Genomic DNA, 16,803 nt, shown 5'->3' on the forward strand with positions numbered 1-16,803 from the left:
GAGTTATAAAACAATATGGATAAAGCCACGTGACAAAAAAGGTCAATGGTCTGTAATTAAAAATGTTAGATGAAGAAGTATATTGTAATTTTTAGTCTGTTTGCAAGTTTTTGCACCTTTGCACAAGAGTTTTTTGCTCCAGTGCAGAATCAATATATCGCAGATAATCCATATCTAATTTCCTCTGCATATGCAGGAATTGGAGATTGTTGGCAAATAAGAGCGTCTGGTTTTGAGCAATGGGTAAGCATCGAAGATGCTCCAGGCACTCAATCGCTCTCTATTGATGGTAGAATTTCAGACCGTTCTGGTGTGGGAGCAATCTTGTTCAATGATCAGAATGGGTTTACGACGCAAAGAGGTATTCAGATGTCTTTCGCACATCACTTAACGTTGAGCGAGTATAATAACCAATACCTTTCTTTTGGTATTAGTTATAAGTTTACTCAATTTGGTATTGATACATCTAGATTCAATAATGGAGACCCAGACAACCCTGTAATTCCGGGTTTAGCAGATATTAGTGTAAATGATTCAAACTTTGATATAGCGCTCTTATATCGCTTGGGAAGGTTCTTTTTGAGTGCCAATGCGATAAACTTACTACAGAAAGAGATCGATGATTTTAATCCAACAGAACCATCTACAATTCAGAACTATTATATCTATACGGGCTATACCTTCTATCATAGGTTTAGTGATATAGAGATAGAACCTTCCGTTTTGTATCAGAATTTTGCTGGTGATGGGCGTTCTACCACAGATCTTAACCTTAAAGTGCGCAAGTTGCACAGAGGAGATTATTATTGGGCCGGGATAAGCCTTAGATCTTTGGTAGATCAGGATTTTAAACCACTTTCTGTTTCTCCCATGGTTGGATTCAAAAAAGCCAATTTTTATGTAGCCTATGGATATCAGGTTAACGTAAATGAGGTATTACAACCAACAACAGCAGCAGGGTCTCATATGATTACCCTTGGCCTTGATTTTGGATGTAGACAGAGTAAATGTGGATGTACCTATTAAAAATGTATTTATATATATGAAAACCACCTTTTTAAGGTGGTTTTTTTATGCAAAAAAATTATTTTCGCGTTTTTTTAAATTTTTCTCCAATTAGGGGGTAATAAATAGTAAAGAAAAGACACTTAACAATATAGACCCTATAAAACCATTTTAATAACCAATAGAAGAATTAATGAATAAACAATTACGCCTCAAATTTCTAATACTAGGGATGTGTTTCCTTTTTAATGGAGTTTCTCTTTTTGCACAAGAGATAATTCCTTTGGCAGAGCGAACAAAAATTGATAGAGTTAAAGGTGATTTAATTATGACCGGGAACTCTATTGTGGGATTAGTAAATAGTGACAATGACGATATTACTTACGATCCCAACGTCGCATACAATGGTAATTTAAACAATGGAGACAGTGTCACCGCTTACATAGATATCGATGGAGATACGGGTACATTTAGCTCAAGTAGCGCAGATATTGTAACACCAAACCCAGGATGTACTACAATAGCTTATGCTGGTTTGTATTGGTCTGCGACCTATTATTTGGAGAGAGAGCAGATCGCCGCACCAGCATTAACAATAAATAATACTGCCTTGGCTGGAGATTATGTAATTGCTGATAACAATTTCGATCCAGGAAAGGTAGGTATTCCAGCAAGTCCTGGACTTAACGCAAATTTGGTCGTAGCTATTGGAGAATCTGGGTTTTCTGATGGGTGTGATGCTACACTGCAAAATGCTGCAGACATTGCCGGAAATATCGCGGTAGTAAAAAGAGGCTTTTGTAGCTTTACTCAAAAGGTGATCAATGTTCAAAATGCTGGAGCAATAGGGGTGATCATTGTAAACAATAACTCAGGATTATTTAATATGCCTGGAGATGATGCAGGCATTACCATTCCAGCTGTTATGATAGGGCAAACAGATGGAGAAGCTATTATAAGCGAGATAGAAAGTGGTGGAGGTTCTGTAAATGCAACCTTGATCAGCAATTTTACTGAAGGAGATGAACAACTAATAAACTTGCCTCTTATTGACGCAAGAAAAGTTGGAGATGCCGATTTTAGAAATATTAAATTCAAAACACCAGGGGGCACATATCAAGATGTAACGGCCCAAAGTATAATCTATGATGGCTATAGAAATACACCTACCAATCCGTCTGATGTAGCTCAGGACGATGTGCCTTATGTATGTTATGCAGATGTTACTGATTTAATAAACCAAAGTAACACCAATGGAACATATACCATCGCCAACATGAATGCCACAGTAGGTAGAACCTCTGGGGTATCAGGAGCTTTGGGAGGGTGGACATTGGTTGTGGTCTATGAAGATCCGCAAGCATCACAAAAGTTTGTGAGTACAAATGATGGCTATGTTCAAATTCGTAACACTGATTCCGATGTAGATTTTTCACATACCGAGCTTCCGTCCCTTCCTGTACCAGTTCCCATTAATGCCAAATTTGGTATTTCTGCTATGGAAGGAGATAAAGCCATTTCTGGAGACAGAGTGAGTATTTTAAGCACATCAAATGTATATGTAAATCTAGGAGGAAATACAGCAAATCCAACGAATAATTTTTTTAATAGTTCAATTACTAACAACGACAGTCCTATAACTTCTAGAAACCCTGCTTCAACAAACACATTAGGATTTGATATTGATCTTTTTGATCTCGATAATGCAGGTAATTCCTTGATAGGAAATGATCAAAATTCGGCCAATTTCAGATTATCTACAGATGGGGATACATTTCGAGTATTTCTTACTGCATTTGCTACAGAAATTATAGAACCAGAGTTAAGCGTACTGAAAAGAGCATATGATATCAATCAAAATGAGATAACCAATACCACCCAAGAATTAGGAGAAGAGGTTGTATATATTTTGGAAGTTAAAAATACTGGTAACGAAAATTTTGTTGATGGCAGTGTTGTTGTTGAAGCTGAAATCCCAACAAATTCTGACTTGGTAAGTATAGACGATGCTATGCTTCCTCCAGGAACTACATACAGTACGGCAACGCCGGGTAAGATTACCTATTCAATTCCTGCCTCGGTAGTAGAAATGTCTGATGACACCGTGCTTTTAAGTTATAAAACTATCTTGGTTAGCGGTTGCGAAGATTTAAGAGATTCCTGTTCTAATATTGTTCAAAGCTCCGCGATTTACACCTATACAGGAGAGTTGTCGGGAATTACAGTGACAAATGCAAACAGTAGTTCTGGTCAAGATAGTTGTGGTATAGGGAATGGTTTAGCCACCAGTTTTTCATTAAATGTTCCGCCGTGCAGTAGTGATGTGTTAGCTTGTGCGGGAGAGCTCCAGTTGTTAGCTGGCACGGGATATGATCAATATACGTGGTCTGGACCGGGAATAGCTTCACCAATTGTTCAAACGGGTAGTAATGCAAATATTTTTACGATTGCCAATCCTGTAAACGGAACCTATAGCGTTGTTAAGGAAGATACCAACCCAGCAGACGGGTCTTGTACTTCTCTTACCGAAGAATTTAATGTAACAGATTTTAGGCCAATTGAAAACCCGATATTGAGTTATGTGAACGGAACCAATGTGATTACCGAAAATTGCAGTGGTATAGATATTCCACAAGTTCTGTTGTGTGCAGATCAGGACTTTTTATTAGAAACAGGATTTGATCAAGGAAGTTTAAGTAGCATTTCTTGGCAACGCTTATCGCCTACAGGAGCTTGTGTTTTGGATCCAGACAACCCTTGTTCGCTATTATCTGGTGATTGTACAGATGCAAATTGGGCCGAAGAAATTAATGGAAACACTCAAAGTTTTACCGTAAGTGAAGCAGGAGATTATAGAATATTGGCTGAGTTTGAAGGCGGATGTCTACAGACTTTTTATTTCAGTGTATTTAAAAATGATTTTCAGCCAGAATTAAGCATGGAGCCTATAGAATGCGGTAATGATGGTTCTGTTACGGTTACAAACGCTCCAAACAATTTTGCATTCAGTTTAACTTCTGGGGGACCGTATAGCAATACTACGGGCGTATTTGCAATTCCTTCGGGAAGTGCAGGTGATATTACTGTATATGCAATAGATACTACATTTCCAGAATGTGAATATACAGCAACCATCAATGTACCCGAAATTGATCCACAGGTTAATATTACTGCAACTAATCCGACTTGTATAAATGATACCAATGGAGAAGGTTTCGGGAGAATAACGATTGCCGTTACAGATGCTTTCCCAGAATATCAATATACAATATCTGGAGGAAATTTAACCGCTCCAATTGTGATTTCAAATAGTGCAGCCAACAATGGGAACTATATTCAAAATGGCTTAGCACCAGGAACGTATACCGTTGAGGTTATTACAAACCTTCCAGAGCCGAGTTGTACATTTACTGAAGACGTAACTATAGAAGCGGCACCGAGTTTTACCGCCGAAGCGGTTTTAATTGCGCCCGAGACTTGTAATTCGGGAGCAATTATTCAGGTAAATGTTACTTCAGGAGCAGGCGATTATTTATATGGTGATGGTTCGGGAGTTTTTCAAGCTAGTAATACTTTTGAGATTCCTGGTCCGGTCGATCCTAATGCTACATATACCTTCTTTGTTACAGATAATAATGTTCCTGTGGGAACCCTGGCATGTGTAATTGAGGCAAATGTAGATGGTCTAGAACCGTATCGTGAGATAAGTATAGACGATATTACAGTAGTACATCCAACTTGTCCAGAGGATTTTGGAAATATATCGGTTCAAGTGTCTCCAGAAGTCGCAGGAAGAACTTATACCTATAGATTGTTAAGCAGCAATACAGGTGATGAAATTACTACAATTACTAGTGCAGAAAGTGACATTACGTTCTCAAATATTACTGAAGGCACTTTTATGGTGGAGGTGCTACACAATAACTCTGCAGAACCTTCAGGAGATTCAATTTGTGCAATTACCTCAGAAAATGTAACCATAATAGCTCCAACAGCAATAAGCTTTGACGCAAGTGTAACCAGACCATTAAGTTGTGCTCCAGGATTTGAAGAAGCAATAATTACGATTGATGCTATTTCTGGAGGATCTGGTAGTTATGAATGGAGTCTTGATCCTACATCTGGATTCTCTAATATTACAGCGGGACCGTTTAATATTCCGGTTAGTAACGATGGGGTATATGATATCTATGTAAGAAATCAAAACACATCAGATTGTACTACATCTTTTACAGTTACTGTTGAACCTCTTGAAACAATAAATGATATTGAGATAATTTCTGAAGTCGTAGACTGCACCGCAGATACAATTGAAGTAACGGCAACAGCTAGTCCCGATGGAATAGATTATTTCTATAGTGTGAGCCCATCACCAGTTTCGGGAGATGCTATTTCTGGTGTTTTCGTACTTAACAGAGGAAGCAACTATACATTTACTGCAACAAGACAAGATAACCAATGTGAATATAGCAAGTCTTATTCTACACCAACCCCTTCTGGATTTATTGACACCGATATTGCTCAAATATCTCCTATAAGTTGCTTTTCTGAAGAAGAAGTTACTGTTAGTCTTCTTGGAGGAGTAGGGCCTTTTAATTTTGAGGAGATCAATAATGCTGTAACTAGCCAGCTAAATGTGGTTGATCCTTCTGCAAATTTTTTATTACCGAGCGTAGGCAGTTATTCGTTTAGAATAACCGATACCGCTACGGGATGCTTTGTAGTTACAGATTCATATATTATTGACGAGTTTGACACCATAGAGATACTGGCAACTCAGTCTTCGGAGATAAGCTGTTTTGGCGATAGTGATGGAGCAATTTCAATTGAATTTTCTGGATATGTAGGCGGTTATGATTATGTTGTAAGCGGTGGAGTTGGAGCAGATATTACTGGAACTGGTCATACTGCAAATGGTTCTATTGTGGTAACAAACTTGGCTAGCGGTACCTATACGGTAAGAGTAACGGCTACAGAAGCACCATTCTGTGATGCCAGTGTAAATATAACCGTGACAGAACCTTCGGCGGTGGTAGCGTCGCTTACGTTATTCGATCCAGTATCTGTAAATGATGGTCAGATTGAAGTAAGCTCAAGTGGGGGAACACTTCCTTTTCAATATGCAATAAATAATGGAGAGTTTCAAGCTTCTAATGTATTCACTGGTTTACCTGGAGGAGATTATGAGGTAACTATTCAAGATGCCAATGGGTGTCAAACACTATTAAATGCAACACTTAACACACCTGTTTTAGAAGACATAGTAGTCGATCTAGATATTACAGGTGCTTTTGTAAACTGCTATGCAGATAGCAATGCTGTAATTGACGCTACGGTAAGAGGAGGTTCAGGGAACTACATTTATACACTTTCTGGAACTAGTTTTTCGGGTGAAACAGTGAATAAAGGTCCGCAATCAAATAGTGAGTTTGGAGATCTTGCAGCAGGTAATTATCAATATATGGTAAGTAGTGAGGGCGTAGATGATGTATCAGTACCATTTGCGATTAGCAATCCACCGCAGTTTGAGGCTTTTTCTTCTACAACTCCTATCTTTTGTAGTGGGTCAAATGAAGGAACTATTACGGTTGAAGTAAATGGTGGCACCCCGCCATATTCTTTTGCCATAAGTTCAAATCCAGGTACATTCTTTTCAGATGCTTCAGATGGAGTTTCGAATCAGCACACCTTCCAGAACCTTGCCGCTGCTTCTTATGAAGTTCTAGCACAAGACGTGAACGGATGCAGCAGGATCATAACGGTTCAAATTGTTGAACCAACTCCTATATTGGCTAGTATAGTTAATATCACTCCAGAAACTTGTGCTCAAGACAGTGACGGAGCTTTTACTATTACTATTACAGGAGGAACTCCTCCATATGAAACAAACATTAGTAATAATGATGCAGATTTTGTAGTTGGAAAGCTTAGCTATGAAAACCTTCCTGGCGGAAGTACTGAAGTTTTTATTAGAGATTCAAACGGATGTAGAATCAGCATGACTGTGGAAATCGGTAATGGACTTGACCTTGGAGCGGGTATGAGCACTAGTACTGATTGCGATGTTATAGAAGGTAACCCACAACCTGTATATGATATAAGCATTGTCATCGATAACGATAATGAGATTTCTAATGTTGTTTATACGCTTACAGGAATAAACGGTACTCCGGACCCTTCAAATGCAACTAACACCACAGGAACCTTCTTAGTGACACCGGGAGAATATGAAGGCGTAGTTTTGCATTCAAGTGGTTGTGAGGTATCTGCAGGAACTATTTTTGTAGAAGAATATGAAGAGGTGGGTATAGACGTGGTAGGTACAAATCCTACCAATCCGGGAGAAAATGGTGAAATTACCGTAAATATCTTTCAAGGTAATGGCCCGTATAGCGTGATATTGGATAGCGAACCCGCACTTACCGTTGATTCAACAAGTTTTACTTTTACTGAAGTTGCGGCGGGAGATCATCAGGTCACGGTTATAGACAACGGCGGTTGCAGTGAACAAATAGCTACCGTAACTATTGCTGAAGAAGATAAGAGTCCAATTATTGAGTATGCCGATGAGATTCTTTTCTGTGCGATTACCGGTCAGAGTTACCCCGTAGTTACTATTCAGGATAGACAAGGAGAAGTGGTAGACCTTTCATTCCAAAACGTAGTGTCTATTGTATGGCAAAAATTAGATGAGGTCACCTGCGACATCGAATTAGAAGATAATTGTCCAACTTCAGCATCAACTTGTAGTTCAGATTGGTTTGATATTGGCACAGGAAACTCTAATACCGTTACTGAGTCTGGTGAATATCGAGTTGTTGTGAATTTTGTGAACAGATCAGGAAATAGCACCAAAATATATTACTTCAGAGTAGAAAGTAAAGTTTCTGAAAGTGATAAAGAAATTGTTGCTTTTCCGAATCCATCTAAAGATCGTGTGCGCTTAAATACCGAAGTGAATGAAATAAGAATATATGATGTAATGGGTAAAATGGTAATGCAAACAACCGAAAACTCATACAGCATCGCCCCTCTTCCAAATGGAGTTTATTTTGCAAAAGTACGTACTAGGGATAATAAAAATATAATCCTGAAACTTATAAAAGAATAGTCAAGTGAAATAGTAATTTTTTAAATGGAGCACCCAACGGGTGCTCTGTTTTTTATCGGGTAATCACATAAAGCCCAAATATTGCAACAATAAAGTAGCAAGTGATAGTGAGTGCGCCTTGATAGTCTTTGGCAACTCGTTGGCCAAATAGTAATAGTAAAAGCGTAACACAACCCAAAAACATAGCTATCATACCAAAGTATGTATTACCATCTGCAATAAGGTGGTAAATTCCCATGATGCTAAAAGCGGCAGTAACCACCTCAATAATTAGAACAACTAATAAAAGAAGAGGTACCATTTTACCCATAAAGGTAGCTGCAAAATGCTCTTTGAGCCAGGATAGGTTTCCTTTCCAGTCTACAAGTTTGTCGATTCCAGATTGCAAGAAGGTAATGAGTAGAAATAATAAGATAGTGATCGAAACAATGTGAGTCATAAAATTATCCATATGAGATGTGGTTTAGAGTCTCAAATATAGGATAAGATTTCAGAACCCAAAAAGAAGTATGATTAAGCACTTTTCTTATGAAGCAAACGTGTAAGTTTTATAGATAGATCAGTTAGGATAATTTTTGCATTTCCATTTCGCTCTATATGATATGCTGCATCTTGTAGTTCATTACAAATATCTATGATATTGGCACCATGTACAAAAGGAGCAAATTTCTCTAGTTTGAAACCACTGGTAGCAGGTTCCATAAAAACCAGATCTTTGGCGCCATAATTTAATAACATTGCTTGTCTGAAAAAATCTATACAATAGTTTAAAAATCTCTTTTGAGTTTCTCTACCGGTTCCGGCGATAGATTCACTCCACATAATAAGATCATTTACTGCCGATTTGTTTCCTTTGGCACGAAAAGCGGTACGTACCCATTGTATAAACCACTCTTCAAATTGTTCATCACCACCATCATGATGTAAAAGGTGTAATGCTTTGCTATAATCGCCATTAGCCTGATGTGCGATTTTTAGAGCTTCTGTATCTGTTACATCTTCGTTTTTTTGCAACGCTTCCTTAATGACTTGTTCTCCTAGTGGAGGAAAATGCAATGCCTGACATCTGGATCTTATGGTTTGAATAATCTGCTCTTCGTCCTCAGTGATTAAAAGGAATATGGTTTTTTCAGGCGGTTCCTCGATAAGTTTAAGAAGCTTGTTTGATGCAGCGATGTTCATTTTATCTGCCATCCAAATGAGCATTACTTTGTAGCCCCCTTCATAACTTTTAAGAGATAGCTTTTTTACAATTTCGAGCGCTTCATCAACTCCTATTTGACCCTGTTTCTTTTCTATACCAATAGAAACGTACCAATCAAATATGCTCCCGTAGGGGTTTTCTTTAACAAAAGCTCTCCATTCTTCGGCAAATTGATCTGAAGTAGGATGTTTTTTTACTTTATCATTAATGGCTACAGGGTATACAAAATGGAGATCGGGATGTGCCAAATGATCAAACTTTACATTACAAGATGCGTTCCCACCTGTATTTTCATTGTTTTGATTCTGACACAGAATGTATTGCGCATAGGCAATGGCCATAGGTAGCGTTCCGCTTCCATTGGGTCCAACAAAAAGTTGCGCATGTGGAATTCGTTGACGACCTGCACTAGTCGTGAGATAGCTCTTAATATGAGGTAATCCTAAAATTTCAGAAAAAAGCATAGGCAAATATAAAAAGAAGTATGAGCTATAAATTGAGATTTACGAATTAATGCAAGAATCCTATATAAATTTTGAAAACACGAATTTTATCTATCATATTTTTATCAAAAAACGAGTTTCGCTAAAAATTCTATAAAAGTGAAAAATTTACTAACGTTTTCGTAATTTTTTTTGCTTCATATACCAATGTTTTTATGGAAATAGAGCTATTTTCGTTTTCTCATAACAACACCGAATATTTAAGCATAATGAAAACTATAAACGATTTTAATTTTGAAAACAAAAAAGCATTAATTCGAGTAGATTTTAATGTGCCCCTAAATGAAAATTTTGAAGTAACCGATGACACTAGAATACAGGCTGCAAAGCCTACGGTAATAAAGGTGTTGGAAGATGGTGGTAGTGCAGTTTTGATGTCACACTTAGGTAGACCAAAAGGGGTGCAAGACGAATTTTCGCTTCGCCATATTGCAGATAAGGTATCTGAAGTACTTGGTGTTCAGGTTAAATTCGTTTACAACTGTGTAGGGCAAGAAGCCGAAGATGCAGTAGCAGATTTAGAACCAGGACAGGTGGTATTACTGGAAAATTTAAGATTCCATGCTGATGAAACTACGGGAGATGTTGCATTTGCAGAGCAGTTATCAAAATTGGGAGATATTTATGTTAATGATGCGTTTGGTACTGCACACAGAGCACATGCCTCTACTACTATTGTGGCGCAGTTTTTCCCAGAAAACAAATGTTTTGGTAGCTTGTTGGCCAAAGAAATAGAAAGTATAGATAAGGTATTAAGTAGTGGTGAAAAACCGGTTACTGCAGTTTTAGGAGGATCTAAAGTGTCTTCAAAAATTACAATTATTGAAAATATCTTAGACAAAGTAGATCATTTGATTGTTGGAGGCGGAATGACGTATACGTTTATTAAAGCTCAGGGAGGTCAAATAGGTGATTCTATTTGTGAAGATGACAAACAGGAGTTGGCTTTAGAAATCCTTAAGAAGGCAGAAGAAAAAGGAGTGAAAGTGCATTTACCGGTAGATGTTTTGGGAGCCGACGCTTTTGATAATGCCGCCAATACTAAGGTTGTGCCTGTAGATGCTATTCCTGAAGGCTGGCAAGGATTAGATGCCGGGCCAGAAACCTTGAAGAATTTTCATGAGGTGATTTTGCAGTCGAAAACCATTCTTTGGAATGGTCCTTTGGGAGTATTTGAGATGGAGAATTTTGCCAAAGGTACTATTGCTCTTGGTCATTCTATTGCCGAAGCTACACAAAATGGAGCCTTTTCATTAGTGGGCGGAGGAGATTCTGTAGCCGCGGTAAAACAATTTGGATTTGGTGATAAAGTAAGTTACGTATCTACTGGAGGTGGAGCAATGCTGGAAAGCTTAGAAGGTAAAACGTTACCAGGTATTGCCGCCATAGAAAATTAGAAATATTAAAATTTAACAAGAATATAGATATTTTTTGTAGGAATTTAGAAAGATCGGTTGTTTCGACCGATTTTTTTGTGTTTTTAACGCGTTGATTTTTTGCGTTTTAGAAAAAAAATGCGATTTTCGCTGGTGTATTGTTGATAACGTGTTGAGAACGATACTTTTCACCCTAGAAATTCCTAATTATTAAAACTAAACGGCTTTAAAATGAAAAACAGGTATTCATTCATTTTTTCTTTTGTATTGATTTCGGCGACCTTATGTGCGCAAGAACAACCCATAACACAACCGAACTCCACCAATGATAAGAAAATTGACCTTGAAGAAAACCTGAGTTTAGAAAAAGATACGCTTCAAGTAATCGATACAACTAAGGTGATTAGAACTACAGGAGCAGAGCTTCAAACCACTACAATTACATCAACTAGTGTAAAAGATAGTATTGTTTATGTAGCAAAAGATCATCCAAAGATGTCTAAACTAGATTCGCTTTGGAAACAAGAATTATACAATTCAAGTCTTTTTGATACCATTTATAAGTCAGTTACAGAACTAGAATACGAACCGGTAGAATATGTAGACTTACCCACCGACACATTAAAGGCAAGGCTTGCCGAGCTAAATGCAAAAACTCCTTTTAACGTAGAATATAATCCTTCTTTAGAAAGCGTAATAAAGAGATATCTTAAAAATAGACATGAGCATCTTGAGCGATTAATGGCGCTTAGTGAGTTTTATTTTCCTCTCTTTGAACAGGAATTAGATAATCAAAACATTCCGTTGGAGATAAAATATCTGGCTATTGTAGAGTCTGCTCTTAAACCAAGAGCAAAATCGAGAGTGGGAGCAACAGGATTATGGCAATTTATGTTTGGTACTGGTAAAATGTATGGCTTAGAGGTAAGTTCTTATGTCGATGAACGTATGGACCCAATCATGGCTACCAAAGCTGCTTGTAAATATCTCGCCAAACTTTATGAAATATTTGGAGACTGGGATCTTGCACTGGCCTCTTACAACTCTGGTCCAGGCAATGTGAGTAAAGCTATTCGTCGCAGTGGCGGGTATACCAATTATTGGAATATTAGACATAATCTTCCTAGAGAAACCGCAGGATATTTACCAGCGTTTTTGGCAACGATGTATATTTTTGAATACGCAGACAAACATAATCTTAGACCAAGAAAACCAGAGGTTACATATTTTGAAACCGATACCATCAAGGTAAAACAAATGATTACGCTCGATCAAGTTTCAGAATATATGAATATCGATATAGAAGAACTACAATTCTTAAACCCTTCATATAAGCTTGACATTATCCCTTTTATTAAAGATGAAGACTATGTGTTGCGTTTACCGTTGGACAAAGTTGGACCTTTTGTAGCCAATGAAGAGAAGATATATGCCATGGCTCAGGCAGAATTTGATAAACGCGAAAAGCCTTTGCCAAAATATTTTGAAGCCAACGATAGAATTAGATACCGAGTACGAAGCGGAGATTACCTTGGAAAAATTGCTAGAAGGTATGGAGTAAGAGTAAGTCAAATTAAGAAGTGGAATGGTTTGAGATCTAATAACCTAAGAATAGGTCAAAGACTTAGTATATATCCAAGAAGGCCTGTAGTTGATAAACCTCAAACGAGAAAAGTAGCTTCAAAAACAACAGTTGTATCTTCGAGTTCAGAAATGTATACGGTTAAGGCTGGAGACACCTTATGGAGTATTTCACAAAAATTTAAGGGGGTCACAGTAGAGAATCTTAAAAATTGGAACGATATTAGCGGTAGCGGTATAAAACCCGGTATGAAACTGAGACTTTCTAAATCATAACCGCAAATCGTATCTTATGAAAAAATTATCGATAATACTTCTTTGTGCACTTTGTGCTATTAGCTGTGCCGATTCAAAAAATGACAAAAAGAAAAAACCTATGGGCGCTATGGCGCATTCGGTAGGTAAAATAAATGAACTTTCTGTAGTAATAGATAATGATCTCTGGAAAGGAAGAGTGGGTGATACGATTCGTAAATATTTTGGAGCAGAAGTACCTGGTCTCCCTCAAGAAGAACCTTTGTTTTCTATGAGACAAATGCCTAAAGAGGCTTTTTCAGGATTGGCAAGAAAGAATCGAACATTTCTATATATCAGAAACGGAGAGCAAAGTAGAATGCAAAACTTAAACAACAAATATGCTACTCCACAAACTGGTTTTGTAATCTCTGGAAGTACAGAAGATGACATTATATCTATTATTAGAGACAATCACGAAACGATCATTTCAAAATATAAACTTACAGAGACAAAGGAGAAGCAAGCCCGAATTAAAAAATCTTTAGAACGAATTCCACAGCTCGAAGAAAAGCTTGGGTTAACAATGAATATCCCTACCGCATACCGAATTGCCATTGAGGAAGATAAGTTCTTTTGGATTCGTAAAGACATACAACACGGGAGTATGAATTTGATGATTTATGAGCTTCCTTTAGGAACAGTGCCAAAAGACTCTAATACCGTCGCTGCTATTATAAAAATGAGAGATTCTATTGGAGCAGCAAAAATACCAACTTCGGAAGTTGGCAAGTTCGTTACTGAAGAAGCTTATGCTCCTTATTTATATGAAACAGAACTTGATGGTCGATTTACCTTTGAAACTAAAGGGACCTGGGAAGTCAAAAATAGATTTATGGCAGGACCATTTGTTAATTATGCTATAGAGGACAAAGAGAACAACCGTCTAGTTGTTTTAGAGGGCTTTGTATTTGCACCTTCTGTAAACAAACGGGATAATATGTTTGAGCTCGAAGCGATTATGAAAACGGTTAAGTTTGAATAGAACACTGCTGTACATTTCTTAATATTATATTAAATTCTGTATCACTTAGCGGTTTTTAGGGGGTAAACCGCAGTTTTCATCCTTTTCTGCAAGATCATGGTATGTTTTTTGAAGGGTGTGAATGTAATTTTCACTACTAATCACACATCTATGAGGCTACCATTATTTTTTCTTTTTTCTTTACTATGTGCTGTACCATCTTTTTCACAAGCATCTTCATCAATTTCTCCAGAAGAGGCCAACGAACGTTATTTTGAGATTCCTAGAGAATCAATATATCTACATTTGAATAAAAGTACTTACTTAAAAGGAGAAGAAATATGGTTTAAAGCATACGCCTACGACAGAAAGAACAACTTATCTTCTTTAAGAACCAAGAATTTTAGTATAGAATTATTTAATGATAGAGGAGAAGTTATACATAGCAGTCTTCATTTGGGAGAAATGGGATCTACATATGGAAGTATTAAAATAGACTCTACATGGGTTAGCGGAAACTATTACCTTAGAAGCTCTACCAATTGGATGAACAATTTTATTGAGGATGAATCTTTTGCTCAAAAAATTGAAATCATAAATAGTTCTACAATAAAAAAAGGGGCAAATGAGGAGACTTCATATGACTTTCAATTACTTCCTGAAGGAGGGCACATTGTTTATAACACCAATAATACCATTGGATTTAAATTAATTGATAATCTGGGAAATGGTGTTTCTTTTGAGAAAGGTTTTCTGGTTGATGAAACTGGAGCAAAGATTTCAAGTTTTACTTCTAATCGCTTCGGAATAGGTAAATTTAATCTGAAACCATCTTTTGGTAAAAAATACCACGCAGCCGTTGAGTTAGATGGCGGAAAAGAAATACGAGCTTCTTTTCCAGAAATAAAAAGAAAAGGGATTTCTTTAAGTATCAATAATCTATTTGAAGATAATATCATTATTGAACTTAATACAAATCAAGCTACTTTAGATGAACTTCAAGATAAGACATATTATCTTTTAATTAGAAAAGATCATATTTCTAAAAAAATACCTGTTAACTTTTTACCGGGTCAAATGAAAAAGTCAATTCAAGTCAAAAGAGAAGAACTGTTTAATGGAGTTAATACCATCACCTTGGTCAATAATAATGTACCGGTATTAGAGAGATTATTATTTAATAATCCTTTTGGTGATACTACAAATATGTCTATAACCTATTTACAGACACATAAAGACTCATTGTTGTTTAAGATAGAAACCCCAACCAATCAAGTTCTAAGTTATGATATTAGTGTGTCGGTTCTACCTCATGAAACCAAAGCTTATATGCATAAAAATAGTATAGTTTCTGCATTTAAACTAGAAAATTACCTTAGGGGAAATATAGAAACCCCTAAATATTATTTCACAGAAATCGATAGAGAGAAAATATATGATTTGGACTTGCTATTACTCACTCAGGGCTGGAGCAAGTACGAATGGAATACTATATTTAATAACCCGCCCAAAATATTGTTTGAATTTGAGTCAGGTCTAATTGTTAAAGGAAAACTGCAGAATAAAACGGTAAAAGATTTAGATAAGATTTATATGTTCGCATCTAGAAATAGTCCACCAAGAATTATAGAGTTAGATAAAAGTAATAATAGCTTTTTGATTGCAGATTTCTATCCTGAAAAGGGCGAAAAAATTAAATTTTCGGCCATTAAATCTAATGGGAAGTTCACAAGTACCGGTTTATATCTTCAATCCTTATCAAACCAATATAAAAAATCATTTCTCGCCCCTCGGAGTGATGAAAAAAAGTATAATATAGTTTTTCAAAACGTCGAAATACCAGATTTCTTTATTAAAGAAGATATTGAAAAATTAGATGAGGTAAGAATAAAAACGAAATATGAAAAGCAAAGCATAACCAACGATTTTATTCCAGAATACATTAAAAAGAATTCTACAGAGGTTACAGAAAAATTAGCACGATCCTACCCGAATATTTTAGACTACATAGGTACCCAGGGCTATAGGGTTAGATATGGTAGCGATGGGTTGAGCACGACCGCAACTGGAAATGTAACTTTAATTCCTTTACGCCTTAAAAGTGCATTTGCATCAGTAACTCCGCAGGTTTTTTTGGATGATTTGTTACTTACAGATCTTGATATATTGTTTAATTATAGCACTTCAGATGTAGAAAGAATTCATATAGATCCTACTGGTTCTGTCTCAGGGTTTACTGGTGCCGGTGCCGGAGTTATACGCATTTACTCCAGAAAAACTCCTTTAAATGGGTTTAGAAAAAACTCTGGTGCAGCGGCAAACATCGAGAGTTATGAAATTAAAAATGGTTTTGAGCCTAAAAAGCAATTTTATAACCCAGAATATGTTAGTTTTTCAAACTCATTTTTTTCCGATTATGGAACAATTCATTGGGAACCCAAGGTCACATTTCACAAAGATGGTGAGGGTATTTTAAAAATACCTGATACATCTACAAAACAGATCACTTTTTTTATCGAAGGTATTAGGAGTGATGGCAGTTTGATATCAAAAGAAATTACAATCAATACTTCAGGGTCCAATTAGAGACCTCAATTATTGCGAAGATTATTTTTAACTATTACTGCCTATCATTTTTATACTAACATTTTAAAATCAACATGTATGATAAAGAAATTCTTGTTTTCACTCTTTTCTCTGGTATTTAGTACCTTATCTTTTTCACAAACGTCTCCATCGGTTTATCCTAAGCAGGCGAGTGATCG

At 36.7% G+C, this 16,803-nt stretch carries 8 protein-coding genes; 6 read left to right on the forward strand and 2 right to left on the reverse strand.

Annotated elements, in window-relative coordinates; genetic code table 11:
* Nucleotides 1-69 precede the first annotated feature (69 nt).
* Both M0D21_RS19125 and M0D21_RS19130 read left to right on the forward strand, forming a co-directional pair.
* The gene (locus tag M0D21_RS19125; protein ID WP_248332456.1) at nucleotides 70-1,026 is read left to right on the forward strand and encodes a PorP/SprF family type IX secretion system membrane protein; all 957 of its coding nucleotides are present in this window, start codon (nucleotides 70-72) and stop codon (nucleotides 1,024-1,026) included.
* A gap of 172 nt (nucleotides 1,027-1,198) precedes the next feature.
* The gene (locus tag M0D21_RS19130) at nucleotides 1,199-8,116 is read left to right on the forward strand and encodes a PA domain-containing protein (RefSeq protein WP_248332458.1); all 6,918 of its coding nucleotides are present in this window, start codon (nucleotides 1,199-1,201) and stop codon (nucleotides 8,114-8,116) included.
* A gap of 52 nt (nucleotides 8,117-8,168) precedes the next feature.
* Here the strand turns inward: M0D21_RS19130 and M0D21_RS19135 are convergent, their stop codons facing one another.
* Together M0D21_RS19135 and M0D21_RS19140 are read right to left on the reverse strand one after the other, a co-directional pair.
* Complete coding sequence (locus M0D21_RS19135) at nucleotides 8,169-8,567, reverse strand: DoxX family protein (protein WP_248332460.1); 399 nt, start codon at nucleotides 8,565-8,567, stop codon at nucleotides 8,169-8,171.
* Nucleotides 8,568-8,629: 62 nt separating this feature from the next.
* Nucleotides 8,630-9,784, reverse strand: coding sequence for a DNA polymerase III subunit (locus M0D21_RS19140; RefSeq protein ID WP_248332462.1), 1,155 nt, complete (start codon nucleotides 9,782-9,784; stop codon nucleotides 8,630-8,632).
* Nucleotides 9,785-10,032: 248 nt separating this feature from the next.
* Here M0D21_RS19140 and M0D21_RS19145 point away from each other — a divergent pair, with 248 nt between their 5' ends.
* The 4 genes from M0D21_RS19145 (at nucleotide 10,033) to M0D21_RS19160 (ending at nucleotide 16,624) form a co-directional block, all read left to right on the forward strand.
* Nucleotides 10,033-11,220 carry a phosphoglycerate kinase gene (locus M0D21_RS19145; protein ID WP_248332464.1) on the forward strand — a complete coding sequence of 396 codons (1,188 nt, stop codon included), beginning with the start codon at nucleotides 10,033-10,035 and terminating at the stop codon, nucleotides 11,218-11,220.
* Between the two features lie 210 nt (nucleotides 11,221-11,430).
* Nucleotides 11,431-13,056 (forward strand): lytic transglycosylase domain-containing protein, encoded by a 1,626-nt coding sequence (locus M0D21_RS19150; RefSeq protein ID WP_248332466.1) that lies wholly within the window; start codon nucleotides 11,431-11,433, stop codon nucleotides 13,054-13,056.
* A 16-nt stretch (nucleotides 13,057-13,072) separates the two neighbouring features.
* Nucleotides 13,073-14,059: a DUF4837 family protein gene (locus M0D21_RS19155; RefSeq protein WP_248332468.1), complete on the forward strand. Its 987-nt coding sequence runs from the start codon at nucleotides 13,073-13,075 to the stop codon at nucleotides 14,057-14,059.
* A gap of 150 nt (nucleotides 14,060-14,209) precedes the next feature.
* Nucleotides 14,210-16,624, forward strand: coding sequence for a hypothetical protein (locus M0D21_RS19160; protein ID WP_248332470.1), 2,415 nt, complete (start codon nucleotides 14,210-14,212; stop codon nucleotides 16,622-16,624).
* Nucleotides 16,625-16,803: the final 179 nt, after the last annotated feature.

The sequence above is a fragment of the Aquimarina acroporae genome (assembly GCF_023195925.1).
In the GTDB taxonomy this organism is placed as follows: Bacteria; Bacteroidota; Bacteroidia; order Flavobacteriales; family Flavobacteriaceae; genus Aquimarina; species Aquimarina acroporae.